The sequence below is a fragment of the Enterobacter cloacae complex sp. FDA-CDC-AR_0164 genome (assembly GCF_003071645.1).
Classification (GTDB): domain Bacteria; phylum Pseudomonadota; class Gammaproteobacteria; order Enterobacterales; family Enterobacteriaceae; genus Enterobacter; species Enterobacter ludwigii.
Genome location: NZ_CP028950.1, coordinates 2,506,049 through 2,532,141, shown reverse-complemented (window position 1 = coordinate 2,532,141; position 26,093 = coordinate 2,506,049). Strand labels below are relative to the sequence as shown.

Below are 26,093 nucleotides of genomic sequence, written 5' to 3'. Positions count from 1 at the left end.
TACCCGGCATCAGACGTGGGCTAAGGTGAAGATCATTGAAACGATGAGGAGGTAGTATGTTTTCTGTCGGTGATTATGTGCAACCGCGTAAAGGCGGCCCAAAACTGAAAGTACTCGAAGTGAACGGCGATAGCGTTGTGGCGGTTCAGGCCAGCAATGAGCAAGGCGAGAAATTTACCCTGAAGGCCGCAGACCTGGCCCTGTATACCGAAGAGGGTGATTTCGGCGTCTGCTAAACAGGCAACCGGGCGGTGTCTTCCGCCCGGCTCATGGATTAAATCAGAAAATCATCCAGTGATTTACCGTTTGCCAGTGCATTGGCAATAGGCTTTGGCGTACGCCCCTGACCGGTCCATGTTTTCTCTTCACCGTTGAGATCAATAAAGCGATATTTCGCTTCACGCGGTTTACGTTTTTTCGCTGGCTTACCGGCCTGCGCCATATCTGAACCGAGGAGATCGGACGGTGAAATACCATCAGCTTTCATCAGTTCCAGCAGGGCATTAATTTTTTCCTGCTGCTCAGCGCGTTGTTGCTCTAATTCCGCCAGCTCACTCCGTTTCTCTTCAGCAACGACCCTGACTTTTTCCAGCATTTCTTCAAGAACGTCCAGGGATAATTCACGCGCCATCGCACGCAGAGTTCGGATATTATTAAGATTCTGTAACGTCAAAGACATATATTTGAAAACCTTTTCTTTAGGGTAAATCGAAAAATCGACAAGAGAATAATTCATTTCGCCTGGAATATCCACCCGCGGGCACGTCTTGCTAAAAATGTAAATGTTTTAAAATATCGCGTTTAATAATATCGGCGGATAACTGTCGATACCGCCGGATTCAATCTTTATCTCAGTATAAACGGTTAGATTTAATCCAAATCAAAGCATGCCGCACTGCCGTCGTTCGGGCAGAACGTTCGCTTCGACACGCTCAAGATCAACAGATTGATTTACATACAAAAACTGACGACTGGGACAGATTATAACGAACCGAACAAAAAACACGCAATTTTAGAGAATTTTGTGGACAAAATGCGACTAAATAAAAATTAATAACTAGTTGTTAGTTCAAAGGCAGAGATATACGCTATACATGCCTGACAAACCAACCTAAAGCACTAACCGCTGAGGGAAAATCGTTTCTATTGTGTTCTTCTCAAGGAGTTCAGACATGTTCTCACCGCAATCTCGCCTGCGCCATGCGGTAGCGGATACCTTCGCGATGGTTGTTTACTGTTCCGTCGTGAACATGCTGATCGAAATTTTCCTCTCCGGAATGTCCTTTGAGCAGTCACTTTCTTCTCGTCTGGTGGCAATTCCGGTCAACATTATTATTGCGTGGCCTTACGGATTATACCGCGATGCGGTCATGCGCTTTGCGCGTCGTATTAGCCCGTCAGGGTGGGTGAAAAACCTCGCCGACGTTCTGGCATACGTGACGTTCCAGTCGCCGGTTTACGTGGCTATTCTGCTGACAGTGGGCGCAGACTGGCATCAAATCGTCGCAGCGGTCAGTTCAAATATCGTGATTTCAATGTTGATGGGTGCGGTGTATGGCTATTTTCTCGACTACTGTCGCCGCCTGTTTAAGGTCAGCCAGTACAGCCAGGCCAAAGCATGATGTGAGGCGACTGGCGAATGCCAGTCGCAGATTTACTGTACGTCGCCAAACAGTCCCTTCAAAAACCGCTCCAGCGCCATACGCGAACTGAAGCCATGCGGAATACCATAATGTTCATGCGTTTCACCACCTAAATACAGTGGGAATTGCTGATAATGATCGCAGGTTTTAATATCCGAGGCAGGCTCAGCAAATGACAAACTTCTGTCTTTCAGCGTCGGGTGAATAATGAGAGCGGTACGTCCCATTCTTGCTTCACGATTAACGTAAACATAATTCTCGCCACGGCGATATCCATACGCTTTTGATGTCACCTCATCCATGGTGAATCCCTCTTTTTCAAGAACGCGCGCCACCTCATCAGGTCGTAAATACATATCTTTTCCTCGTTATCTTTTCCTGCCCGGCAACCTTACAGTATTCAGCATTAGCAGGGCTTTCAGAATATTCCATAAACTGCCAGATAACGCGTGACGCGCTTCAGATATTAAATTTCTGAACTAAACTAAACGGGAACGCAAAATTACGGAGGATCGTATGTTTAACAGACCGAACCGAAACGATATTAACGACGACACGCAGGATATTCGTAACGATGTCAGCCAATTAGCTGACTCGCTGGAAGAAGTGCTGAAATCCTGGGGTTCCGGTGCGAAGGACGAAGCGGATGCCGCAAAACGTAAGGCTCAGTCTTTGCTACGTGAAACCCGCGCCCGCATGAATGGGCGTTCGCGCACCACGCAGGCTGCCTGCGATGCCATCAGCTGCGCCAATACCTTCGTTCGCGAAAAACCCCTCTGTACGCTTGGTACGGTAGCCGCGGTGGGTATCTTCGTGGGGGCGCTGCTTAGCCTGCGCAAATAGTCGTCTCAACCTGTCCGTATCCGCCCCGGTCGCGTCAGCCCCCGGGGCTTTTCTTTGCCTGCGCGCCTGAAAAAGCCGTACAGCCCGCCCTGCCCCGCTGTGCTCATCATCGGGGCCATATTAATCTGAAATTCCCATATCTTGTATGGTTGAATCTTACGACAACTACATCTAGTATTCCCTTTAGCAAGATACACACAACCTGACGCGATGATTCGCGCCGCTCTCTCATTTTAAATGGAAATACGAATCATGAGCATTATTATTTACACTCGTAACGATTGTGTTCAGTGCCACGCGACAAAACGTGCAATGGAAAGCCGTGGAGTGGCCTTTGAGATGGTGAACATTGACCTGCAGCCCGAAGCTGCCGATACCCTGCGGGCGCAAGGTTTTCGCCAGCTGCCGGTCGTCGTCGCCGGGGAGACCAGCTGGTCCGGCTTTCGCCCCGACATGATTAACCGCCTCGCCACCCAGGCCGCCAGGGCATGAGTGGGCTGGTCTACTTCTCCAGCAGCTCGGAAAACACGCTCCGCTTTATTGAGCGCGTCGGGCTGCCTGCGATACGTATCCCGCGTAATGAGCGGGAACGAATCCGGGTAGACGACCCCTACATTCTGGTGGTCCCGAGCTATGGTGGAGGTGGCACCGCGGGGGCCGTGCCTCGCCAGGTGATCCGCTTTCTCAACGATCCCCACAACCGACAGCTTATTCGCGGCGTTATCGCGGCGGGCAATCGCAATTTCGGCGATGCCTTTGGCCGCGCCGGGGATGTCATTTCTCAAAAATGCGGCGTGCCGTATCTCTATCGTTTTGAACTGATGGGGACACAGCAGGACGTAGAGAACGTGCGTAAAGGAGTGAACGAATTTTGGCAACGACAACCGCAGAACGTGTAATTCAGGCGACACCGGATTACCACGCATTAAACGCAATGCTGAACCTCTATGACCGTGAGGGGCACATTCAGTTTGGCAAAGATCATGAGGCGGTGGAGGCGTTTATCGCCACCCACGTCCGCCCCAACAGCATGACCTTTGCAAGCCAGAATGAACGTCTCGATTATCTGGTCAAGGAAGGCTATTACGAAGAGCGCGTGCTGGCCCGGTACGAACGTGCCTTTGTGGAGACGCTGTTCGGGCAAGCCCATAGCCGCGGTTTTCGTTTCCAGACGTTTCTTGGCGCATGGAAGTTTTACACCAGCTATACCCTGAAAACATTCGACGGCAAACGCTATCTTGAAAGCTTCGAGGACCGTGCGGTGATGGTTGCCCTGACGCTCGCGCAGGGCGATGAAACGCTGGCAGAACGCCTGATGGATGAGATGCTCTCCGGCCGTTTCCAGCCCGCCACACCGACCTTTCTCAATTGCGGAAAAGCCCAGCGCGGCGAGCTGGTCTCCTGCTTCCTGCTGCGCATCGAAGACAATATGGAGTCGATTGGTCGCGCGGTGAATTCGGCGCTGCAGCTCTCTAAACGCGGTGGCGGTGTGGCGTTTCTGCTGTCGAACCTGCGTGAAGCCGGTGCGCCAATTAAGCGTATCGAAAACCAGTCCTCCGGCGTGATTCCGGTCATGAAAATGCTGGAAGATGCTTTCTCGTATGCCAACCAGCTGGGGGCGCGTCAGGGCGCGGGGGCGGTCTATCTGCACGCGCACCATCCGGATATCCTGCGCTTCCTGGATACCAAACGTGAAAACGCCGATGAAAAAATCCGCATTAAGACCCTGTCGCTTGGGGTGGTGATTCCGGATATCACCTTTGCGCTCGCCAAAGAAAATGCCGAGATGGCGCTCTTCTCCCCATACGACATTGAGCGTATTTACGGGAAAGCGTTTGGTGATGTGGCGATAAGCGCCCTGTATCACGATCTGGTGGCCGACGATCGCATTCGTAAGAAGTACATCAACGCCCGCGATTTCTTCCAGACGCTGGCCGAAATTCAGTTTGAGTCCGGCTATCCGTACATCATGTATGAAGATACGGTCAACCGTGCTAACCCGATTGCCGGGCGAATCAATATGAGCAACCTCTGCTCCGAGATATTGCAGGTGAACAGCGCATCCACGTATGACGAAAACCTGGACTACGCCGACATCGGCAAAGACATCTCCTGTAACCTCGGGTCGCTGAATATTGCCCACACCATGGATTCCCCCGATTTTGGTCGCACGGTGGAGACCGCCATTCGCGGGCTGACCGCGGTGTCAGACATGAGCCACATCCGCAGCGTGCCGTCCATTGAAGCCGGTAATGCCGCCTCGCACGCCATCGGCCTTGGGCAGATGAACCTGCACGGCTATCTGGCGCGGGAAGGTATCGCCTACGGTAGCCCGGAAGGACTGGATTTCACCAACCTCTATTTTTACACCATTACCTGGCATGCGCTGCATACCTCAATGATGCTGGCGCGCGAGCGTAACCAGCGCTTTGCGGGCTTTGAACAGTCGCGTTACGCCAGCGGTGAGTACTTCAGGCCATATCTGGAAGGGGACTGGCAGCCGAAAACCGACAAAGTGCGCCAGCTGTTTGCCGATGCCGGGGTTCTCCTGCCCACCCGCGAGATGTGGCAGCAGCTGCGGGACGATGTGATGCGCCACGGCATCTATAACCAGAATCTGCAGGCCGTACCGCCAACCGGGTCAATCTCTTACATTAACCACGCCACGTCGAGTATCCACCCGATTGTGTCGAAGATTGAGATCCGCAAGGAAGGTAAGACCGGGCGCGTTTACTACCCTGCCCCGTTTATGACCAACGACAATCTGGCCCTGTATCAGGACGCGTATGAGATTGGCCCTGAGAAAATTATTGATACCTACGCCGAGGCGACAAAACACGTGGATCAGGGGCTGTCGCTGACGCTCTTCTTCCCGGACACCGCCACCACGCGTGACATTAACCGGGCGCAGATTTACGCCTGGAAGAGAGGGATCAAAACCCTCTACTACATTCGCCTGCGCCAGCGTGCGCTGGAAGGCACCGAAATTGAAGGCTGCGTGTCCTGCGCGCTGTAAGGAGAAAGGATGAAACTGTCACGCGTGAGTGCCGTTAACTGGAATAAAATTCAGGATGATAAAGACCTGGAGGTGTGGAACCGCCTGACCAGCAACTTCTGGCTGCCGGAAAAAGTCCCGCTTTCAAACGATATTCCGGCCTGGCAAACCCTCAGCCACGCCGAACAGCAGCTGACGATCCGTGTGTTCACCGGTCTGACGCTGCTGGACACCATTCAAAATACCGTCGGTGCCCCTGTGCTGATGGCCGACGCGCTGACGCCTCACGAAGAGGCGGTGATGTCGAACATCAGCTTTATGGAGGCGGTCCATGCCCGCTCCTACAGCTCGATTTTTTCGACGCTGTGCCAGACCAAAGATGTGGACGCGGCGTACACCTGGAGCGAAGAAAGCGAGTCATTGCAGCGAAAGGCCAGCCTGGTACTGGAGTATTATCAGGCCGACGAACCGTTGAAGAAGAAAATTGCCAGCGTGTTTCTCGAATCCTTCCTGTTCTATTCGGGCTTCTGGTTACCGATGTACTGGTCGAGCCGCGGCAAGCTGACCAACACCGCCGATTTGATTCGCCTCATCATTCGTGATGAAGCCGTACACGGGTACTACATCGGCTATAAATATCAGAAAGGGCTGGAGAACGTCAGCGAAGATAAGCGCGAAGCGTTAAAAGGTTTTGCCCTCGATTTGCTGATGGATTTGTACGAGAACGAACTGAGTTATACCGAAGAATTGTACGCCGGTACCGGTTGGGAGGAGGAGGTAAAAGCGTTTCTTTGCTACAACGCCAATAAAGCGCTGATGAATCTCGGCTACGAAGCGCTTTTCCCACCGGAAATGGCCGACGTGAACCCGGCGATCCTGGCGGCACTGTCACCCAACGCCGATGAAAACCACGATTTCTTCTCCGGGTCTGGTTCGTCGTATGTGATGGGCAAAGCGGTGGAGACCGAAGATGAGGACTGGGATTTTTAATGAGCGGGTTAACGTTCAATAATTTAATATAAATCTAACAATTTCCTCCCTAATATTTCACGGGCAACTACACTGTAATTCCCCGTTCATATTCGCCTGAATCACTCCGATTCAGGCGAAATTTCGCTGTGCAAAAGCAAAAAATTCAGAAAAATTCAAACCACGCTCAGCCCTTTACTCATGGGAAATTCAGCCGCTTCGCTTACGGTAAAATTCCTGCCATAAGCAAACCCAGGGTTGTCTCAGATTCTCAGTATGTTAGGGTAATGCCAGTTAACTATTTACCATGGTAATGATATCGACATAAACAAATAACAGGACACTCTCTATTGCATGGCAATTAAATTAGAAGTGAAAAATCTTTATAAAGTATTTGGCGAGCATCCTCAGCGCGCATTCAAATATATTGAGAAAGGCCTTTCAAAAGAGCAAATTCTGGAAAAAACCGGGCTGTCGCTTGGCGTTAAAGACGCCAGTCTGGCCATTGAAGAAGGCGAGATTTTTGTCATCATGGGGTTATCCGGTTCGGGTAAATCCACTATGGTTCGCCTTCTCAATCGCCTGATTGAACCCACCCGTGGACAGGTACTGATTGATGGCATTGATATCGCCAGAATATCAGAGGCTGAACTTCGCGAGGTGCGCAGAAAGAAGATTGCAATGGTGTTCCAGTCATTTGCGCTGATGCCGCATATGACGGTGCTGGATAATGCCGCCTTTGGCATGGAATTAGCGGGCGTTACCGCTAATGAACGTCAGGAAAAAGCGCTGGATGCATTACGTCAGGTGGGCCTCGAGAATTATGCACATGCCTACCCGGATGAGCTTTCCGGCGGGATGCGCCAGCGTGTCGGATTAGCCCGCGCATTAGCCATTAACCCAGACATTTTATTAATGGATGAAGCCTTCTCGGCACTCGATCCATTAATTCGCACCGAGATGCAGGATGAACTGGTAAAATTACAGGCTAAACATCAACGTACTATTGTTTTTATTTCCCACGATCTTGATGAAGCCATGCGTATTGGTGACCGTATTGCCATTATGCAAAATGGTGAAGTGGTGCAGGTCGGCACGCCGGATGAAATTCTGAATAATCCGGCCAATGATTATGTGCGCACCTTCTTCCGCGGCGTGGATATTAGTCAGGTCTTTAGTGCGAAAGATATCGCCCGTCGTTCACCGAACGGTCTTATCCGCAAAACACCGGGCTTTGGTCCGCGCTCTGCACTGAAACTGTTGCAGGATGAAGATCGGGAATACGGTTATCTGATCGAACGCGGTAATAAATTTGTTGGCATTGTTTCCATCGACTCCCTGAAAACCGCACTCAGCGAAAATCAGGGCATTGATGCGGCGGTTATCGACTCCCCGCTTGCCGTGGACGCCGAAACGCCGCTCAGCGAGCTGCTCTCTCACGTTGGTCAGGCCCCGTGTGCCGTACCGGTAGTCAGTGAGGAACAACAGTACGTCGGCATCATCTCAAAACGCATGTTGCTGCAGGCTTTAGATCGCGAGGGGACAAACAATGGCTGATCAATCTAACCCGTGGGGAACCACCGAGGCGGCGGACAGCGCTGCTCAATCTGCCGATGCGTGGGGGTCTTCCACGCCTGCGCCAACCGATGGCGGCGCGGCGGACTGGCTCAACAGTGCACCGGCCCCTGCGCCAGAGCACTTCAATATTATGGATCCGTTTCATAAGACGCTGATCCCGCTGGATAGCTGGGTCACGGAGGGGATCGACTGGGTAGTGACTCACTTCCGTCCGGTCTTCCAGGGGATCCGCGTACCGGTGGATTACATCCTGAACGGTTTCCAGCAGCTGATGCTCGGCATGCCCGCGCCGGTCGCTATTGTGCTCTTCTCCCTGATTGCCTGGCAGTTTGGCAGCGCCGGCATGGGTGTCGCCACGCTGATCTCACTGATTGCCATCGGCGCGATTGGCGCCTGGTCGCAGGCAATGATCACCTTAGCGCTGGTGCTCACCGCACTGCTCTTCTGCGTCGCTATCGGCCTGCCGATGGGGATCTGGCTGGCGCGCAGTCCGCGGGCGGCGAAGATTATTCGTCCGCTGCTGGATGCGATGCAGACCACCCCCGCGTTTGTCTACCTGGTGCCGATCGTGATGCTGTTTGGTATCGGCAACGTGCCGGGCGTCGTGGTGACCATTATCTTCGCCCTGCCGCCGGTCATTCGTCTGACGATACTCGGGATTAACCAGGTACCGGCCGATCTTATCGAGGCGTCGCGTTCATTTGGTGCCAGCCCGCGCCAGATGCTGTTTAAAGTTCAGCTTCCGCTGGCGATGCCAACCATCATGGCGGGTGTCAACCAGACGCTGATGCTGGCCCTCTCCATGGTAGTGATTGCCTCAATGATCGCCGTCGGCGGACTGGGTCAGATGGTGCTGCGCGGCATTGGTCGTCTTGATATGGGACTGGCCACCGTGGGCGGCGTCGGCATTGTGATCCTCGCCATTATCCTTGACCGCCTGACGCAGGCTGTCGGTCGTGATTCACGCAGTCGCGGCAACCGTCGCTGGTATAGCACCGGCCCTGTCGGGTTAATCACCCGCCCATTCAGAAAATAAGGAACAACGATGCGACATCGCGTACTTTTTGCCACAGCGTTTGCCACCCTTGTCTCCACCAGCACGTTTGCTGCAGACCTGCCGGGCAAAGGCATTACCGTGCAACCGGTGCAGAGCACCATTTCAGAAGAGACCTTCCAGACGCTGTTAGTCAGCCGCGCGCTGGAAAAACTGGGCTATACGGTCAACACCCCAAGTGAAGTGGATTACAACGTGGGCTACACCTCGATTGCCTCCGGTGATGCCACCTTTACCGCCGTCAACTGGCAGCCGCTGCACGACGACATGTATGCCGCCGCCGGCGGGGATAAAAAATTCTACCGTGAAGGCACCATCGTGACCGGTGCGGCGCAGGGGTACCTGATCGACAAGAAAACAGCCGACCAGTACCACATCACCAATATCGAGCAGCTGAAAGATCCGAAGATTGCCAAACTGTTCGACACCAACGGTGACGGCAAAGCTGACATGATGGGCTGCTCGCCGGGCTGGGGCTGTGAGGCGGTGATTAATCACCAGAACAAAGCCTTTGACCTGGCGAAAACGGTCGACGTCAGCCACGGTAACTACTCGGCGATGATGGCCGACACCATTGCCCGCTTCAAAGAGGGTAAACCGGTTATCTATTACACCTGGACACCGTACTGGGTGAGCGACGTGCTGAAGCCGGGGAAAGACGTGGTGTGGCTGCAGGTGCCCTTCTCTTCCCTGCCGGGCGAGCAGAAAGATATCGACACCAAACTGCCAAACGGCATGAACTATGGCTTCCCGGTAAACACGATGCATATCGTTGCTAACAAAGCCTGGGCTGAGAAAAACCCGGCGGCAGCGAAGCTGTTCTCGGTGATGAAACTGCCTCTGGCGGACATCAACGCCCAGAACGCGATGATGCACGCGGGGAAATCGTCCGAAGCTGACATCAAAGGCCACGTGGATGGCTGGATCAAAGCCCACCAGCAACAGTTTGATGGCTGGGTAAAAGAAGCGATGGACGCGCAGAAGTCATAAGAGCCCTTCAGACCTGCCCTCTCCCCACGGGAGAGGGTTAACTCCCCTAAACCGCACAATCCAGCACGTAACAATCCCACCACATTCACAATCATTCGCTATTATGGTTCACGGAAAAATAATCACTTAACTCACGATTCCTGAACCTGATGACTAAAACAACTCAAGGGCTTAGCCCGGCACTCATCCTTTTAATGTCCGTGGCAACGGGTCTGGCAGTCGCCAGTAACTACTACGCGCAGCCACTGCTCGATACCATCGCCCGCGCATTTAACCTTTCTGCCAGCTCCGCTGGCTTTATTGTCACCGCCGCGCAGCTTGGCTATGCCGCCGGGCTGCTTTTCCTCGTGCCGCTGGGCGATATGTTTGAGCGTCGGATGCTGATTGTCTCCATGACCTTGCTGGCTGCAGGCGGGATGCTGATCACCGCCAGCAGCCACTCGTTAACGATGATGATTATCGGCACCGCGTTAACGGGTCTGTTCTCCGTCGTGGCGCAGATTCTGGTTCCGCTCGCCGCCACTCTCGCCTCACCAGAAAAGCGCGGCAAGGTGGTGGGAACAATCATGAGCGGCCTGCTGCTGGGGATTTTGCTGGCGCGGACCGTCGCCGGGCTGCTGGCGAGTCTTGGTGGCTGGCGTACCGTGTATTGGGTGGCGAGCGTACTGATGGCCGTGATGGCGCTTGCCCTGTGGCGCGGGCTGCCAAAGGTGAAGCAGGAAAATCACCTTAATTATCCGCAGCTTCTCGCCTCCGTTTTCAGCCTCTTCACACACGATAAACTGCTGCGTACACGTGCGTTGCTGGGCTGTTTGACCTTCGCCAACTTCAGCATCTTATGGACCTCAATGGCGTTTCTGCTGGCCGCGCCGCCGTTCAATTATTCCGAAGCGGTGATTGGTCTGTTTGGTCTGGCGGGCGCTGCGGGAGCCCTGGGCGCGCGTCCGGCGGGCGGACTGGCGGATAAAGGCAAATCCCATCTGACGACCTCTGCCGGGCTGGTTCTGCTCCTGCTCTCCTGGGCAGCCATCTGGTATGGCCATACCTCTGTACTGGCGCTGATCGTCGGTATTCTGGTACTCGACCTCACCGTGCAGGGTGTGCATATCACTAACCAGACCGTCATCTACCGCGTGAAGCCAGAGGCGCGTAACCGCCTCACGGCCGGATACATGACCAGCTATTTTATTGGCGGCGCAGCGGGTTCGTTAATTTCAGCCTCGGCGTGGCAGCATGCCGGTTGGTCAGGCGTGTGTGGGATAGGGGCAATCGTCGCCGCGCTGAATCTGCTAGTATGGTGGCGTGGGTACCATCGACAGGACGTAATTAACTAAGTTTTACATTGCTTTGGGCCTCTTAGGGTGTAAAGGGGCCCTGCAGTCTGTTAATGTAAACGTAATCATTTATCCCAGAAATTTTAATGTGGGTGACATATTTTCTACCGGCATGAATAGTTCAGACCCCCGTCCTCACATCCTCTCTTCCGCGGGTTCACTCCCAACGCTCTCTGTGCTCACCGGGTCACGGACTTACCCGGCGCTTTCTGATGGTGACATAAGTTTGGCGGATATAACCGCACAAATAATTCATTTACATTATTTGTCACTATCGTTACTATATCGGCTGTAATTAATGAGGTTATGCCCAAATGGATAGTTCGTTTACGCCCATTGAACAAATGCTTAAATTCCGCGCCAGTCGTCATGAGGACTTCCCGTATCAGGAGATCCTGCTGACCCGCCTGTGCATGCACATGCAGGGTAAGCTACTGGAAAATCGTAATAAAATGCTGAAAGCTCAAGGGATTAACGAGACGTTGTTTATGGCGTTAATTACGCTGGAGTCTCAGGAAAATCACAGCATTCAGCCGTCAGAGCTGAGCTGCGCGCTGGGTTCATCCCGTACTAATGCCACCCGTATTGCCGATGAACTGGAAAAACGCGGCTGGATTGAACGCCGTGAAAGCGATAACGATCGCCGCTGCCTGCATCTGCAGCTGACCGACAAAGGTCACCAATTCCTGCGTGAGGTGCTGCCACCTCAGCATAATTGCCTGCATCAACTGTGGTCTGCCCTCAGCACCACCGAGCGCGACCAGCTTGAGCACATTACTCGCAAGCTGCTGACCCGTCTGGACCAGATGGATGAAGACGGCGCTGTTCTAGAGGCGCTGCGCTAACGCGACAACACGCTCAACAATCCCAGACTCATAAGAAAACCGACAGGCCAGCACGTCACACTGCTGGCCTTTCTGACAACAGCTCGGCTCAGCCGATGTGAAAATAAGAAGATCGTGGAGAACAACAATGAGCGCAAATGCGGAGAGCACTACCCCGCAGCAACCGGTCAATAAAAAGGGCAAACGCAAAAGCGCCCTTATTGTACTGACATTGCTCTTTATTATTATTGCCGTGGCATATGGGATCTATTGGTTTTTAGTATTGCGTCATGCTGAAGAGACAGACGATGCATACGTGGCAGGGAACCAGGTACAAATTATGGCGCAGGTATCGGGCAGCGTGACGAAAGTCTGGGCTGATAACACCGATTTTGTGCAAAAAGGGGATGTATTGGTCACGCTCGATCCGACCGACGCCCAACAGGCTTTTGAAAAAGCCCAGACCGCGCTGGCCTCCAGCGTCCGTCAGACCCGCCAGCTGATGATCAACAGCAAGCAGCTGCAGGCCAACATCGACGTGCAGAAAACCGCACTGGCGCAGGCGCAGAGCGACCTGAACCGTCGCGTTCCCCTCGGCACTGCCAACCTGATTGGCCGTGAAGAGCTGCAGCACGCGCGTGATGCCGTTGCCAGCGCACAGGCGCAGCTGGACGTGGCGATTCAACAGTACAACGCCAACCAGGCGATGGTGCTGGGCACCAGCCTGGAAAACCAGCCTGCCGTGCAACAGGCTGCCACCGAAGTGCGCAACGCGTGGCTTGCCCTGCAGCGTACTAAAATTGTCAGCCCGATGACCGGCTACGTCTCTCGTCGTTCCGTCCAGCCTGGCGCCCAAATTAGCCCAACCACGCCGCTGATGGCGGTCGTTCCGGCGGACAACCTGTGGGTTGATGCGAACTTTAAAGAGACGCAGCTTGCCCATATGCGTATCGGCCAGACCGCGACGGTGATCAGCGATATTTACGGTGATGACGTGAAGTACACCGGGAAAGTGGTCGGCCTGGATATGGGGACCGGCAGTGCCTTCTCCCTGTTGCCAGCGCAAAACGCCACCGGGAACTGGATCAAAGTGGTTCAGCGCTTGCCCGTACGTATCGAACTAGATGCAAAACAGCTGGCGGACCATCCGCTGCGTATTGGCCTCTCTACGCTGGTAACGGTTGATACCGCCAACCGCGATGGTCAGATCCTGGCAAGTCAGGTGCGCAGCACCCCGGCTTATGAAAGTAACGCCCGTGAAATTAGCCTCGATCCGGTCAATAAACTGATCGATGACATCGTGAAGGCAAACGCCGGTTAATACGAAGGTGAGCGTTATGCAACAGCAAAAGCCGCAAAAACCGCTGGAGGGGGCGCAACTGGTTATCATGACCATTGCGCTGTCGCTGGCGACATTCATGCAGGTGCTGGACTCTACCATCGCAAACGTGGCGATCCCAACCATCGCCGGTAACCTTGGCTCGTCACTGAGCCAGGGGACCTGGGTCATTACCTCGTTTGGGGTGGCAAACGCCATCTCCATCCCTATCACTGGCTGGCTGGCGAAGCGCGTCGGTGAAGTGAAGCTGTTCCTGTGGTCAACGGTATTGTTCGTGCTCGCCTCCTGGGCGTGCGGCATGTCCAACAGCCTGACGATGCTCATCATCTTCCGCGTCATTCAGGGGATTGTGGCCGGGCCGCTGATTCCGCTGTCGCAGAGTTTGCTGCTGAACAACTATCCGCCCGCTAAGCGCTCTATCGCGCTGGCGCTGTGGTCAATGACGGTGATTGTCGCACCGATTTGCGGGCCTATCCTCGGCGGCTATATCAGCGACAACTACCACTGGGGCTGGATCTTCTTCATCAACGTGCCAATTGGTGCGCTGGTGGTGATGCTGACCCTGCAAACGCTGCGCGGTCGCGAAACCCGAACAGAGCAGCGGCGAATTGACGCCATTGGTCTGGCGCTGCTGGTGGTCGGGATCGGTAGCCTGCAGGTGATGCTCGATCAGGGTAAAGAGCTGGACTGGTTTAACTCGACAGAGATTATCATCCTGACCGTTGTCGCGGTGATATCGCTGAGCTTCCTGATCGTCTGGGAGCTGACGGACGATAACCCAATCGTCGATCTCTCGCTGTTTAAGTCGCGAAACTTCACCATCGGCTGCCTGTGTATCAGCCTGGCCTACATGCTCTACTTCGGCGCAATCGTTCTGCTGCCGCAGCTGTTGCAGGAGGTATATGGCTACACCGCAACCTGGGCAGGTTTGGCTTCTGCGCCAGTGGGGTTAATTCCGGTCCTGCTGTCGCCGATTATCGGCCGCTTCGCTCACAAGCTCGACATGCGCAGGCTGGTGACCTTCAGCTTTATTATGTACGCGGTGTGCTTCTACTGGCGCGCGTATACGTTCGAGCCGGGCATGGACTTTGGCGCGTCCGCGTGGCCGCAGTTCATTCAGGGCTTCGCCGTGGCGTGCTTCTTTATGCCGCTGACGACCATTACGCTTTCCGGCTTGCCGCCTGAGCGCATGGCGGCGGCATCAAGCCTGTCGAACTTTACGCGTACGCTGGCAGGCTCCATCGGGACGTCGATCACCACGACCCTTTGGACCAACCGCGAGTCGATGCACCATGCGCAATTGACCGAAGCGGTGAACCCGTTCAACCCTAACTCGCAGCAGATGTACAGTCAGCTTCAGGGAATGGGAATGACGGAGCAGCAGGCGTCCGGCTGGATCGCCCAGCAGATCACCAACCAGGGCCTGATTATCTCGGCAAACGAGATATTCTGGATATCGGCGGGGATCTTTATCATCCTGCTGGGACTGGTATGGTTTGCCCGACCACCGTTTGGCGCCGGAGGCGGTGGCGGCGGTGCGCACTAACGTGCGGTGTCCAGATCGCGACAGCGATTGTCAGTAACGATAAAGCAGCGCTCCTGAAATCGATTCACGATAGTGAAAAGACAACAGGAGCGCACCATGCTGAAAACACCTTCCGACAAATACCAACCTCAACCTGCTATTTCCCTGCCCGATCGCCGCTGGCCTGAGCAACGCCTCACGCAGGCGCCGCGCTGGCTTTCCACCGATTTACGCGACGGTAATCAGGCCCTTGCCGAGCCGATGGACAGCAACCGCAAACTGCAGTTCTGGGCGTTGTTACTGCGTTGCGGATTCAAAGAAATCGAAGTCGCTTTCCCCTCTGCCTCGCAGACGGATTTCAATTTTGTGCGTCAGTTGATCGACGAAAACCGCATTCCGGATGACGTCACCATTCAGGTATTAACCCAGGCGCGAGAAGACCTTATCCTGCGCACCTTTGCGTCGCTGCGCGGGGCGAAGCAGGCCACGGTACACCTGTATAACGCCACCGCCCCGCTGTTCCGCCGCCTGGTGTTCGGCATGGAGAAAGCGCAAATCGTTGAGCTGGCGACCCGTTCCACGCGTCTTATCCGCACGCTGTGCGAAGAGAATCCCGCCACCCGCTGGCAATACGAATACTCTCCGGAAACTTTCTGCTTTACCGAGCCGGAATTTGCGCTGGAGATTTGCGAAGCCGTGGCGGACATCTGGCAGCCGTGCGCCGAACGCCCGATGGTGATCAACTTACCGGCCACCGTTGAGGTCAGTACACCGAATGTGTATGCCGATCAGATTGAGTATTTCTGCCGTCATTTCAGCCGCCGCAGCGATGTCTGCATCAGCGTCCATCCGCATAACGACCGCGGCACCGGTGTCGCCAGCGCGGAGCTGGCCCTGATGGCCGGTGCAGACCGTGTCGAAGGGTGTCTGTTTGGGAACGGCGAACGAACCGGTAACGTCTGCCTGGTCACGCTGGCGATGAACCTCTACAGCCAGGGGATTAGCCCGAATCTGGACTTTAGCGACATGAATCACGTGGTGGAGGTGGTAGAAACCTGCAACCAGCTGCCAGTGCATCCGCGACATCCGTGGGCAGGACGGCTGGCGTATACCGCATTTTCAGGTTCGCATCAGGATGCCATCAAGAAAGGCTTTGATGCCCGCAAGCCTGACGAACGCTGGGAGATGCCCTATCTGCCGGTTGACCCACAGGATATTGGTTGCACCTACGAAGCGGTGATCCGGGTTAACAGCCAGTCAGGAAAAAGCGGCAGCGCGTGGCTTATTGAACAAAATCATGGTCTGAAATTACCCCGCGCCCTGCAGCAGGACTTTAGCCAGCACGTACAGCAGGAAACCGACCAGCACGGTAAAGAGATGACGCAGCATGCGTTGTGGCAACTGTTCCGCACACGTTATGGGCTGGTAGAGACACCGGACTTTGCCCTGCACGCTTACCGTAGCGACAGCCAGCAGGACGGGCAGTTACATCTGACGGCAAGCGTCACGACGCAGGGCGGGATGCGCCAGCTGGAGGGGCAAGGCAACGGGCTGTTATCCGCGGCGGCCAATGGTATAAGCCGCTGGGTCACGACCCCGTTTGTGATTAAGGACTATCACGAACATACGCTTGGGGAGCGCAGCGACAGCCGCTCGGTGGCGTATATCCGCTGTCTGTTTCAGGATGGTAGCAGCCGCTGGGGCGTCGGCATTGACAGCGACGTGGCCCGCGCGTCTCTTCAGGCCCTGTTCAATGCTGTCAGCTAGCTGTCTTTGAAATAATCGCTGGGTGATATCCCCATCACCCGGCGAAACATCGCCGTAAAGGCACTGTGGCTGCCGTAGCCCAGATCCAGCGCCACGCGTAGCACTGGCTGACCTTGTCCCAGGCGCAGCAGCGCTTCCAGCAGGCGCGCCCTTCTTAGCCACTCACCGTAGCTTAACCCCGTCTGCTGCTTGAAATGGCGGTTCATCGTGCGTTCACTCATACCAAGCGTGTTTGCGGCCTGCATGCTGCCCCAACTTTCCCCCGGCAACAGCCGGATCTGCTGGCAAAGGGTACGCAACGGCTCGCTTTCCGGCTCAGGCAGGTGAAACGGCAGCACCCGCAACGTGCGGATTTCATCCAGAATGAGCTCATATACGCGCTCATCACGACTGCCCGGGGAGTAGGACGCCTCAAGCGTCAGCGAGGTGAGGATAAGTTCGCGTAACAGACCGGAAATCTGGACTATCTGACAGGCTGCCGGAAGATCGGCTCGCGCGAGGGGATCGATAAACAACGTGCGCGCCGCAACGTTGCCGGTAATACGCAAAGAGTGCGGAGTGCCCGCGGGTAGCCAGACGCCGCGTCCGGGCGGCACCACCCAACAACCTGATGCGGTATCGACTCTCACCACCCCACTCAGGGTGTGCAGCAATTGCGCGCAGTCGTGCTGATGCCACGGCTCGCTGTCGCCATGAAGGTAATCATGGGCACAAGGAACAAGTGGGCGATGGGTAAAGGAGAAGGTTGAGGTTGTGGTCATGAGGTTAAACGCCCCTCACCCTACCCTCTCCCTGAGGGAGAGGGAAAAGGTGCACTAGATGTGCAGTTCCTGCAGTTTTTCTTTTGGCAGCGCCAGCTCTTCGTTGCTGTTTACGCGAACGTCACGCTCGATGATATGACGCGCGATCTCCTGGGCTTCTTCCAGAGAGTGCATCTGGTAAGTTCCGCACTGATATACGTTCAGCTCAGGGATCTGGTTCTGCTCTTTCACCTTCAGCACATCTTCCATTGCCGCTTTCCAGGCATCCGCGACGCGTTTCTCTTCAGGCTGACCAATCAGGCTCATGTAGAAACCGGTACGGCAACCCATCGGAGAGATATCGATGATCTCCACGCCATTACCATTCAGGTGGTCGCGCATAAACCCGGCAAACAGGTGCTCCAGGGTGTGAATGCCTTTCTCTGGCATCACTTCTTTGTTAGGCACGCAGAAGCGCAGATCGAATACGGTGATCGTGTCGCCGTGCGGGGTGTGCATGGTCTTCGCCACACGTACTGCAGGTGCTTCCATACGGGTATGGTCGACAGTAAAGCTATCTAATAACGGCATACGTCACCTCCGATAGTGATTTTTTTTAAAATAAACTGAACTCTTCTACAAAATGCACGTCTGAGTATATGAAAGACGCGCATTTGTTATCATCATCCCTGAATTCAGAGATGTATATTTTGGCCACAGCGATGTGGCCTTTTTCTTTTCTGTTAAGCCTGTTTCGCCAGAAACGCCTCAAACGACTCCGTATCCGCCGCTTCAACCTCTTTCTGACGCACGACAGACGCGTCTCGTTCTGCCACAAAATCAGCTTCACTCAGAATCTCTAACGGCTCCTGCTTCAGCATCTCGCGGTATTCCGCAGAGAGCGAACGCCCGGTGCCGCCAATACCCTGATCAATCATAGAACGCAGAATACGCGCTGAGAACGTCAGTTCCGGGTTATCAAACGATTCAACCAGCTGGTCGCACACGTTCTGATAGGCTTCACCACCGTCAATGCTGTCCATGGTTCGGGCAACACGCTTCAGGTCACGGAACAGATCCTTGCCGACTTTCGTCAGCGGGAACTGCGCTGTCTCGCAGCCAATACCCAGCGTAAGACCCGGCTTGCGCCCTTCCAGAATCACGCGGTTCCAGTTGGTACGGGTACAGAGCAGTTCCTCTGAACTCATTTCCGGCGCATCCGCCAGTACGCACCAGACCATAAACAGATCCAGGAAGCGAACCTGCTGCTCATCAACGCCGATGGGTGAGAACGGGTTGATATCCAGCGAGCGCACTTCTATGTATTCAATCCCGCCGCGCTGCAGTGCATCCGACGGGGTTTCACCGCTGCGCGTAACGCGCTTCGGACGAATAGGCGCGTACAGTTCATTTTCAATCTGCAGCACGTTGCTGTTGATCTGCAGGCGCTTACCGTCTTTTTCGAGGCCGATTTTCTCGTACTCTTCCGACGGCGTTTTGATCGCCCGCTTCAATCCTGCCACATATTCGTGCAATTCGTTAAACGTAATACCGAGATTGCTTTGCGACTTATTGGTATAACCCAGATCGCTAAGACGCAGGGAGGTGGCGTACGGGAGATAGTACATTCCACACTCTGTCTTCTCGAACGGCAGCGTGGTCGGTTTTCCCTGCAGGAATGACGAGCATATCGCAGGCGATGCCCCAAACAGATACGGAATGACCCAGCCAAAACGATAGTAGTTGCGGATCAGGCGGAAATAACCCGCGGAGATCGCGTCTTTATCCGTTTCGCCGCACTTCGCCTGCCAGAACGCCATGGGTAAAGAGAAATTGTAATGCACGCCAGAAATGGTCTGCATCAACGCACCGTAGCGGTTTTTCAGCCCCTCACGATAGAGCGTTTTCAGCTGACCGATATTTGACGTGCCGTATTGCGCCAGTTCAATCTCCTGGCCTTGTTCGATATAGCACGGCATGCTGAGCGGCCACATACGCTCATCACCCAGATTGCGGGCAGTGTAGCGATGGATGTCGCGCAGAATCGTTAGCATATGATCAATATCACCATCCACTGGCGTGATGAATTCCAGCAGCGCTTCAGCGAAATCGGTTGTGATCCATTTATGTGTCAGCGCCGAGCCTAACGCCTTCGGGTGACCCGTTGTCGCTAAGCTACCGTCCGCGTTAACGCGCAGCGTTTCACGCTCAAGACCACGCTGAATACCCTTCAGTGCCTGAGGGTGATTTTCCAGCCAGGCCAGCGCCTGAGATACGTCCGGGATCAAATTGACCTCCCGCCTGTCAAAGTATTGTTACTCAGCATAATTGTAATGGTTGACGATTGAAGGTCGCGTATTCATTCCACCAATTAGTGCCACCACGTCATACCCTGTAGTGTTGCCCATGCCACGAGAACATAGCGCAACGCCTTGCCAAGGCACAAAAAAAAGAGCACTGGCCCCCAGGAGATGCGCATCCATCCCGCCAGCAGGCACAGTAAATCACCTATTACAGGCATCCAGCTTAATAACAGCGTGGCAGCGCCATAGCGTTTTAGCCAGCCGACTGCCTTTTCCTGCCAGCGCGATTTTTCACGCAGCGGAAAGAAACGCCCAAGAATAACGTTAGTCAGCCCTCCAAAGCTATTACCCATTGTTGCTATTAACACGAGCAACCAGGGCTGACTCACGCCAGACAACAGCATCGCTACCAGCACTACTTCCGAATTTCCCGGCAAGAGCGTGGCGCTTAAAAAACTGCTGGCGAATAATGATAAAAGTGACAGCGCGTCACTCACAGTAAGCGGACGTCCACAACATCCATCCCGGCATCGCGCGCGGCCTGAATACCAAAATCAGCATCTTCGAACACAACACATTTCACCGCAGGCACACCCATCAATTCTGCACAACGCAGGAAGGTGTCCGGTGCGGGCTTGTGATTTTGAACATGATCGGCGGCAACCACCGCAGAGAAATAATGGCGCAGGCCAAGATGGGTGAGCAGCGCTTCCGCAATAGCGCTTTCACTGCCCGTGCCAACGGACATAGGACGACGCCCGTGCCATGCTTTTACGACGTCAATTAACGGTAACGGGCGCACGGTATCTAAAAGCATCGCTTTTACCGCATCGGTTTTTTCACGGGCCAGAAGGTGCGGGTCGAGATCGGCATGATTACGTTCAATCACGGCCTGCGCTATACGCCAGGTTGGGGCTCCGTTGAGGGCGATCATCGCCTGAAGATCGAAACGCATACCGTAACGAGCAAGGACATCAGTCCAGGCTTGACGATGCGTGGGTTCGGTATCCAGGAGAGTGCCATCCATATCGAAGATCAAACCGTCATACTGTGCGTACATCGTGCTCTCGCTAAACGATTAACAAAGCATTACTTTATCGTAAACGGTGGTTTTTGTCGCTCAAAGAGAAATGATTGCTGACGGAACGTCGAAGGAATAACCAGGGAGAAAGAGAGTGGTACAGAAAAGAAGATGGTGCATCCGGGAGGATTACTCGGCTGCGCCTCGCCCTTCGGGCCGTTGCTAAGCAACGTTATCTTCCCTGGTGCTTGCGGCTAACCCGCAGACCTTGAAACAACAGCCTTGCTGTTATCTCGGAGAAGATGGTGCATCCGGGAGGATTCGAACCTCCGACCGCTCGGTTCGTAGCCGAGTACTCTATCCAGCTGAGCTACGGATGCATCGGGAAATGCTTTTGAAACAGTAAATGGTGCATCCGGGAGGATTACTCGGCTGCGCCTCGCCCTTCGGGCCGTTGCTAAGCAACGTTATCCTCCCTGGTGCTTGCGGCTAACCCGCAGACCTTGAAACAACAACCTTGCTGTTATCTCGGAGAAGATGGTGCATCCGGGAGGATTCGAACCTCCGACCGCTCGGTTCGTAGCCGAGTACTCTATCCAGCTGAGCTACGGATGCATCAGGGTACTGCTTTCAGAAATAGTAAATGGTGCATCCGGGAGGATTACTCGGCTGCGCCTCGCCCTTCGGGCCGTTGCTAAAGCAACGTTATCCTCCCTGGTGCTTGCGGCTAACCCGCAGACCTTGAAACAACAGCCTTGCTGTTATCTCGGAGAAGATGGTGCATCCGGGAGGATTCGAACCTCCGACCGCTCGGTTCGTAGCCGAGTACTCTATCCAGCTGAGCTACGGATGCATCGGGATTTACTATTGTACTACTCGATATTCATATCACTTCGAAAGCAATATGAAGTAATAGATGGTGCATCCGGGAGGATTCGAACCTCCGACCGCTCGGTTCGTAGCCGAGTACTCTATCCAGCTGAGCTACGGATGCAAAATGGCGGTGAGGCGGGGATTCGAACCCCGGATGCAGCTTTTGACCGCATACTCCCTTAGCAGGGGAGCGCCTTCAGCCTCTCGGCCACCTCACCACACAACGCCTCTTTCGAGTGCTTCAAGTAACTCGTTAAGAGCTTCTCGTCGCTGCGTGGCGCATATATTACTTTCTGGGACTTATAAGTCAAACAATTTTCCAAAAGCTTTTATCGTTTGCACAAATCACACGCAATTCGCATGCAAAAGCTGCAAAGAGGGTGTTTTATAAGCGGATTTTGCAGGCATCTTCTCAGAAAACTGATGACAGAATAGTGATGTTGAGGCGAGTTAAGGGTAAGAGAGTGGTTAAAAACAGAGCGATTGAAATTAAACGGTAACTTTAAGCAGGAAAAATGGCAGGAGAGGTTGCGTCTCGCCCGACAGCGAGACGCGACAATATCAGTAACTGGACTGCTGGGATTTTTCAGCCTGGATACGCTGGTAGATCTCTTCACGGTGGACAGATACTTCTTTAGGAGCGTTTACACCAATACGTACCTGGTTACCCTTTACCCCTAAAACTGTCACGGTGACCTCATCCCCAATCATGAGGGTCTCACCAACTCGACGAGTCAGAATCAGCATTCTTTGCTCCTTGAAAGATTAAAAGAGTCGGGTCTCTTGTATCCCGGCATTATCCATCATATAACGCCAAAAAGTAAGCGATGACAAACACGTAAAGTGTAAGCAGTCACGGCATCACATTCTGTTAAACGTAAGTTTAGCCGATATACACAAACTCAACCTGACTTTATCGTTATCGATAGCGCAGTGAACAAGACGCCATAACGTTACCGCTATGGCGTCTGCTTGTGCTTTGTAGTTATTACAGTTTCGCGCTCACCCAGCTTTCAACACTGGCCAATGCCGCAGGAAGTGCCGCCGCATCCGTACCACCGGCTTGCGCCATGTCCGGACGACCGCCACCCTTACCGCCCACCTGCTGGGCGACCATACCAATCAGTTCCCCTGCTTTTACGCGGTCGGTCACATCCTTAGAGACGCCCGCAATCAGAGAAACCTTACCTTCTGCCACTGTCGCCAGCACGATAACTGTGGAACCGAGCTGGTTCTTCAGATCGTCGACCATAGTACGCAGCATCTTAGGCTCAACGCCCGCCAGATCGCTGACCAGCAGTTTGACACCCTTAATGTCTACAGCTTTGCTGGAGAGGTTTGCACTCTCCTGCGCCGCAGCCTGCTCTTTCAGCTGCTGCAGCTCTTTTTCCAGCTGACGCGTACGATCCAGCGCAACGCGCACTTTCTCGCCCAGGTTCTGGCTATCACCTTTCAACAACTGCGCGATATCGTGCAGCTGATCGCTCTGCGCATGCAGGCTGGCAATCGCGCCTTCACCGGTTACCGCTTCAATACGACGCACGCCCGCCGCCGTTCCTGATTCGGAAACTATGCGGAACAGACCAATGTCGCCGGTACGGGAGGCATGCGTCCCGCCGCAGAGCTCAGTCGAGAAGTCGCCCATGCTCAGCACGCGAACGCGGTCGTCGTATTTCTCGCCGAACAGTGCCATCGCGCCTTTCTTCTTCGCCGCCTCGAGATCCATGATATGGGTTTCGATTGGCAGGTTACGACGGATCTGCGCATTCACCAGATCTTCCACCGCGCGGATTTCAGACGGCTTCATCGCTTCAAAATGAGAGAAGTCGAAGCGCAGCACTTTATCGTTAACCAGAGAACCTTTCTGTGCAACGTGCGTTCCCAGAACTTCACGCAGGGCAGCGTGCATCAGGTGCGTAGCTGAGTGGTTCAGACGAATGCGCGCACGACGAGCTTCATCAACGTTCGCCTGAACACCCTCGCCCACTTTCAGAGAACCGGCAGTCAGTTTGCCCTGATGGCCAATCGCCTGACCGTATTTCTGCGTGTCGCTTACGCTGAAGCTGAAACCGTTGCCTTTCAGTTCGCCTTTATCGCCAACCTGGCCGCCGGATTCCGCGTAGAACGGCGTTTTGTCCAGAATGACAACCGCATCCTGACCCGCGTTGATGCTGTCTACGGCTTTACCGTCAACAAACAGGGCGGTCACTTTGCCAGTCAGTTCCAGATTTTCGTAGCCTTTGAATTCTGATGCGCCATCAACGCGGATCATCGCGTTGTAGTCAGCACCAAAACCGCTGGACTCGCGCGCACGGCGGCGCTGCTCTTCCATTGCGGCTTCAAAGCCTGCTTCGTCCACTTTGATGTTGCGCTCACGGCAAACGTCCGCCGTCAGGTCAACCGGGAAACCGTAGGTGTCGTACAGGCGGAAAGCGGTTTCGCCGTCCAGCGTATCGCCCTGAAGTTTCGCCAGCTCTTCATCCAGCAGCGCCAGTCCGCGCTCCAGAGTACGAGCAAACTGCTCTTCTTCCGTTTTCAGAACCTGCTCAACCTGCGCCTGCTGACGTTTCAGCTCATCACCGGCTGCGCCCATCACGCCAATCAGTGGCCCAACGAGTTTATAGAAGAAGGTGTCCTTCGCGCCCAGCATGTTGCCGTGACGGATAGCACGACGAATGATACGACGCAGCACATAGCCACGGTTTTCATTCGACGGGATCACGCCGTCGGCAATCAGGAACGCGCAGGAACGGATATGGTCTGCAATAACGCGCAGCGATTTGTTGTTCAGATCGGTTGCACCCGTCACTTGCGCAACGGCTTTAATCAGGGTGCTGAACAGGTCAATTTCGTAGTTGGAGTTAACGTGCTGCAGAACAGCCGCGATACGCTCCAGACCCATACCGGTATCAACGGACGGTTTCGGTAGCGGCTCCATCGTACCGTCAGCCTGACGGTTGAACTGCATGAAGACGATGTTCCAGATCTCAATGTAGCGATCGCCGTCTTCTTCCGGGCTGCCTGGAGGACCACCCCAGATGTGGTCGCCGTGATCGTAGAAGATCTCGGTGCACGGACCGCAAGGACCGGTATCGCCCATCTGCCAGAAGTTGTCAGACGCATAAGGTGCGCCTTTGTTATCGCCGATGCGAATAATACGCTCGCGCGGGATACCAACCTCTTTTTCCCAGATTTCGTAGGCTTCGTCATCGGTTTCATAGACGGTAACCCACAGACGATCTTTCGGCAGGTTGAACCAGTTTTCACCGGTCAGCAGTTCCCACGCATATTGAATGGCATCGTGTTTGAAATAGTCGCCGAAGCTGAAGTTACCCAGCATTTCGAAGAACGTGTGGTGACGCGCGGTGTAACCGACGTTTTCCAGGTCGTTGTGTTTACCGCCCGCACGCACGCAACGCTGTGAGGTTGTGGCGCGGGAATAATTACGTTTGTCGAGACCAAGGAACACATCCTTGAACTGGTTCATCCCGGCGTTGGTAAACAGCAGAGTCGGATCGTTGTTCGGTACCAGGGAGCTGCTGGCAACTACCTGATGTCCCTTACTATGGAAAAAATCGAGAAACGCCTGACGGATCTCAGCGGTGCTCTTGCTCATAATTATCCTGAAATCAAGCTAACGAAATGTCGTAGCAAGCCTGTATCGGTAAAACGTTGGACAGACCAGCTACTGGAAAAAGTGGGAATAAGATAAGTTTTCTTTAGTGGGAAGTAAAATCCCGCATGCGTTCAATCCGCAAAATTACGCCAGATATCCTGAATATCTTCCATCAGAAAGCCGCGGTAGAGCAAAAAGCGCTGGATTTTAACTTTTTCTGAAAATTCACGTGGCAAGGGTTCGCCGTACTTGCGAATGGCCTGTTCTTTTGCCAGCGCGCACCAGTCTGTGTCGCATTCGCGCATGGCCTTTTCAATGGTTTCACGGGCGACCCCTTTCTGGTTCAGCTCCTGGCGGATACGCGCGGGGCCATATCCTTTGCGGCCACGGCTGGCAAGAAACCGGGAAGCGAAACGCTCGTCATCCAGATAGCGGTGCTCATAGCACCAGGCAATGACGCGGTCGTAATCTTCCGCAGTCGCATCAATCTCTTCCGGCCCGTTTTTACTCATTACGGGGGCCGACAGTTTTCGCCGCAACTCCTGTTCGCTGTGGTCACGGACGGCAAGAATGCGCACCGCACGGTCCAGTAAGCGTGCATAGGCAGGGCGGCGTGAAGTCGATTCACTCATAAAAAACCTGCTGATTCAGAAATGCAAAAAGGGCCGCATTAGCAGCC

Annotated in this window: 25 protein-coding genes and 5 tRNA genes; 15 read left to right on the top strand and 15 right to left on the bottom strand. The window is 54.3% G+C overall.

All coding sequences use genetic code 11. The annotated features are described in order from the left end of the window. Positions 1-56: 56 nt before the first annotated feature. On the top strand, positions 57-236 hold the full coding sequence (locus AM410_RS12505) for a hypothetical protein (protein WP_014171310.1): 180 nt from the start codon (positions 57-59) through the stop codon (positions 234-236). Between the two features lie 38 nt (positions 237-274). Here AM410_RS12505 and stpA read toward each other — a convergent pair whose 3' ends face one another. Continuing rightward, entirely contained in the window at positions 275-679 is a 405-nt protein-coding gene (stpA, locus tag AM410_RS12500; protein ID WP_020883867.1) for a DNA-binding protein StpA, read from the bottom strand. Positions 680-1,172: 493 nt separating this feature from the next. Here stpA and alaE point away from each other — a divergent pair, with 493 nt between their 5' ends. Then, complete coding sequence (gene alaE / locus AM410_RS12495) at positions 1,173-1,622, top strand: L-alanine exporter AlaE (protein WP_020883866.1); 450 nt, start codon at positions 1,173-1,175, stop codon at positions 1,620-1,622. A gap of 32 nt (positions 1,623-1,654) precedes the next feature. On the opposite strand, the gene AM410_RS12490 is transcribed toward alaE, so the two are convergent. After that, a complete protein-coding gene (locus AM410_RS12490; RefSeq protein ID WP_006811693.1) occupies positions 1,655-1,999 on the bottom strand; it encodes a DUF2002 family protein in 345 nt (114 codons plus the stop codon). Positions 2,000-2,159: 160 nt separating this feature from the next. Here AM410_RS12490 and AM410_RS12485 point away from each other — a divergent pair, with 160 nt between their 5' ends. The 13 genes from AM410_RS12485 (at position 2,160) to leuA (ending at position 16,861) form a co-directional block, all read left to right on the top strand. Continuing rightward, a complete protein-coding gene (locus tag AM410_RS12485; protein ID WP_014171314.1) occupies positions 2,160-2,486 on the top strand; it encodes a DUF883 domain-containing protein in 327 nt (108 codons plus the stop codon). Between the two features lie 252 nt (positions 2,487-2,738). Continuing rightward, positions 2,739-2,978 (top strand): glutaredoxin-like protein NrdH, encoded by a 240-nt coding sequence (gene nrdH, locus AM410_RS12480; protein ID WP_068794949.1) that lies wholly within the window; start codon positions 2,739-2,741, stop codon positions 2,976-2,978. Beyond that, entirely contained in the window at positions 2,975-3,385 is a 411-nt protein-coding gene (nrdI, locus tag AM410_RS12475; RefSeq protein ID WP_108647895.1) for a class Ib ribonucleoside-diphosphate reductase assembly flavoprotein NrdI, read from the top strand. The genes nrdH and nrdI overlap by 4 nt, the downstream gene beginning before the upstream one ends. Next, complete coding sequence (gene nrdE, locus AM410_RS12470) at positions 3,358-5,502, top strand: class 1b ribonucleoside-diphosphate reductase subunit alpha (RefSeq protein WP_108647893.1); 2,145 nt, start codon at positions 3,358-3,360, stop codon at positions 5,500-5,502. The genes nrdI and nrdE overlap by 28 nt, the downstream gene beginning before the upstream one ends. A gap of 9 nt (positions 5,503-5,511) precedes the next feature. After that, a complete protein-coding gene (gene nrdF / locus AM410_RS12465) occupies positions 5,512-6,471 on the top strand; it encodes a class 1b ribonucleoside-diphosphate reductase subunit beta (RefSeq protein ID WP_108647891.1) in 960 nt (319 codons plus the stop codon). A gap of 333 nt (positions 6,472-6,804) precedes the next feature. Beyond that, positions 6,805-8,007, top strand: coding sequence for a glycine betaine/L-proline ABC transporter ATP-binding protein ProV (gene proV / locus AM410_RS12460; protein ID WP_014171319.1), 1,203 nt, complete (start codon positions 6,805-6,807; stop codon positions 8,005-8,007). Further along, positions 8,000-9,064 carry a glycine betaine/L-proline ABC transporter permease ProW gene (proW, locus tag AM410_RS12455; RefSeq protein ID WP_014171320.1) on the top strand — a complete coding sequence of 355 codons (1,065 nt, stop codon included), beginning with the start codon at positions 8,000-8,002 and terminating at the stop codon, positions 9,062-9,064. The genes proV and proW overlap by 8 nt, the downstream gene beginning before the upstream one ends. A gap of 9 nt (positions 9,065-9,073) precedes the next feature. Then, on the top strand, positions 9,074-10,072 hold the full coding sequence (proX, locus tag AM410_RS12450; RefSeq protein ID WP_108647889.1) for a glycine betaine/L-proline ABC transporter substrate-binding protein ProX: 999 nt from the start codon (positions 9,074-9,076) through the stop codon (positions 10,070-10,072). A gap of 149 nt (positions 10,073-10,221) precedes the next feature. Next, a complete protein-coding gene (locus tag AM410_RS12445; RefSeq protein ID WP_014171322.1) occupies positions 10,222-11,406 on the top strand; it encodes an MFS transporter in 1,185 nt (394 codons plus the stop codon). 314 nt (positions 11,407-11,720) lie between these two features. After that, positions 11,721-12,251 (top strand): multidrug efflux transporter EmrAB transcriptional repressor EmrR, encoded by a 531-nt coding sequence (gene emrR, locus AM410_RS12440; RefSeq protein ID WP_014171323.1) that lies wholly within the window; start codon positions 11,721-11,723, stop codon positions 12,249-12,251. Between the two features lie 127 nt (positions 12,252-12,378). Next, entirely contained in the window at positions 12,379-13,551 is a 1,173-nt protein-coding gene (emrA, locus tag AM410_RS12435) for a multidrug efflux MFS transporter periplasmic adaptor subunit EmrA (protein ID WP_040018933.1), read from the top strand. 16 nt (positions 13,552-13,567) lie between these two features. After that, on the top strand, positions 13,568-15,115 hold the full coding sequence (gene emrB, locus AM410_RS12430) for a multidrug efflux MFS transporter permease subunit EmrB (protein ID WP_020883860.1): 1,548 nt from the start codon (positions 13,568-13,570) through the stop codon (positions 15,113-15,115). A gap of 96 nt (positions 15,116-15,211) precedes the next feature. Continuing rightward, entirely contained in the window at positions 15,212-16,861 is a 1,650-nt protein-coding gene (gene leuA, locus AM410_RS12425) for a 2-isopropylmalate synthase (RefSeq protein ID WP_063156779.1), read from the top strand. Here the strand turns inward: leuA and AM410_RS12420 are convergent. The 13 genes from AM410_RS12420 to recX all read right to left on the bottom strand — a co-directional run bounded on the left by AM410_RS12420 (position 16,858) and on the right by recX (position 26,046). After that, a complete protein-coding gene (locus tag AM410_RS12420) occupies positions 16,858-17,622 on the bottom strand; it encodes an AraC family transcriptional regulator (protein ID WP_108647887.1) in 765 nt (254 codons plus the stop codon). The two genes, leuA and AM410_RS12420, sit on opposite strands and share 4 nt — an antisense overlap. Before the next feature lie 54 nt (positions 17,623-17,676). Then, positions 17,677-18,192 (bottom strand): S-ribosylhomocysteine lyase, encoded by a 516-nt coding sequence (gene luxS, locus AM410_RS12415; RefSeq protein ID WP_008499539.1) that lies wholly within the window; start codon positions 18,190-18,192, stop codon positions 17,677-17,679. Positions 18,193-18,344: 152 nt separating this feature from the next. After that, a complete protein-coding gene (gene gshA / locus AM410_RS12410; protein WP_014171329.1) occupies positions 18,345-19,889 on the bottom strand; it encodes a glutamate--cysteine ligase in 1,545 nt (514 codons plus the stop codon). Positions 19,890-19,972: 83 nt separating this feature from the next. Next, entirely contained in the window at positions 19,973-20,401 is a 429-nt protein-coding gene (locus tag AM410_RS12405) for a YqaA family protein (protein WP_032678833.1), read from the bottom strand. After that, positions 20,398-20,964 carry a fructose-1-phosphate/6-phosphogluconate phosphatase gene (gene yqaB, locus AM410_RS12400; RefSeq protein WP_014171331.1) on the bottom strand — a complete coding sequence of 189 codons (567 nt, stop codon included), beginning with the start codon at positions 20,962-20,964 and terminating at the stop codon, positions 20,398-20,400. The genes AM410_RS12405 and yqaB overlap by 4 nt, the downstream gene beginning before the upstream one ends. Before the next feature lie 264 nt (positions 20,965-21,228). Continuing rightward, positions 21,229-21,305, bottom strand: a tRNA-Arg gene (locus tag AM410_RS12395). 158 nt (positions 21,306-21,463) lie between these two features. Further along, positions 21,464-21,540: transfer RNA gene (locus tag AM410_RS12390), tRNA-Arg, on the bottom strand. A 161-nt stretch (positions 21,541-21,701) separates the two neighbouring features. Beyond that, positions 21,702-21,778 (bottom strand) — tRNA-Arg (locus AM410_RS12385). Between the two features lie 64 nt (positions 21,779-21,842). Continuing rightward, positions 21,843-21,919, bottom strand: a tRNA-Arg gene (locus AM410_RS12380). A 4-nt stretch (positions 21,920-21,923) separates the two neighbouring features. Next, positions 21,924-22,016 (bottom strand) — tRNA-Ser (locus AM410_RS12375). Positions 22,017-22,359: 343 nt separating this feature from the next. Then, on the bottom strand, positions 22,360-22,545 hold the full coding sequence (gene csrA, locus AM410_RS12370; protein ID WP_000906486.1) for a carbon storage regulator CsrA: 186 nt from the start codon (positions 22,543-22,545) through the stop codon (positions 22,360-22,362). A gap of 241 nt (positions 22,546-22,786) precedes the next feature. After that, positions 22,787-25,414: an alanine--tRNA ligase gene (gene alaS, locus AM410_RS12365; RefSeq protein ID WP_025203392.1), complete on the bottom strand. Its 2,628-nt coding sequence runs from the start codon at positions 25,412-25,414 to the stop codon at positions 22,787-22,789. 131 nt (positions 25,415-25,545) lie between these two features. Further along, positions 25,546-26,046 (bottom strand): recombination regulator RecX, encoded by a 501-nt coding sequence (gene recX / locus AM410_RS12360; protein ID WP_014171334.1) that lies wholly within the window; start codon positions 26,044-26,046, stop codon positions 25,546-25,548. Positions 26,047-26,093 lie beyond the last annotated feature (47 nt).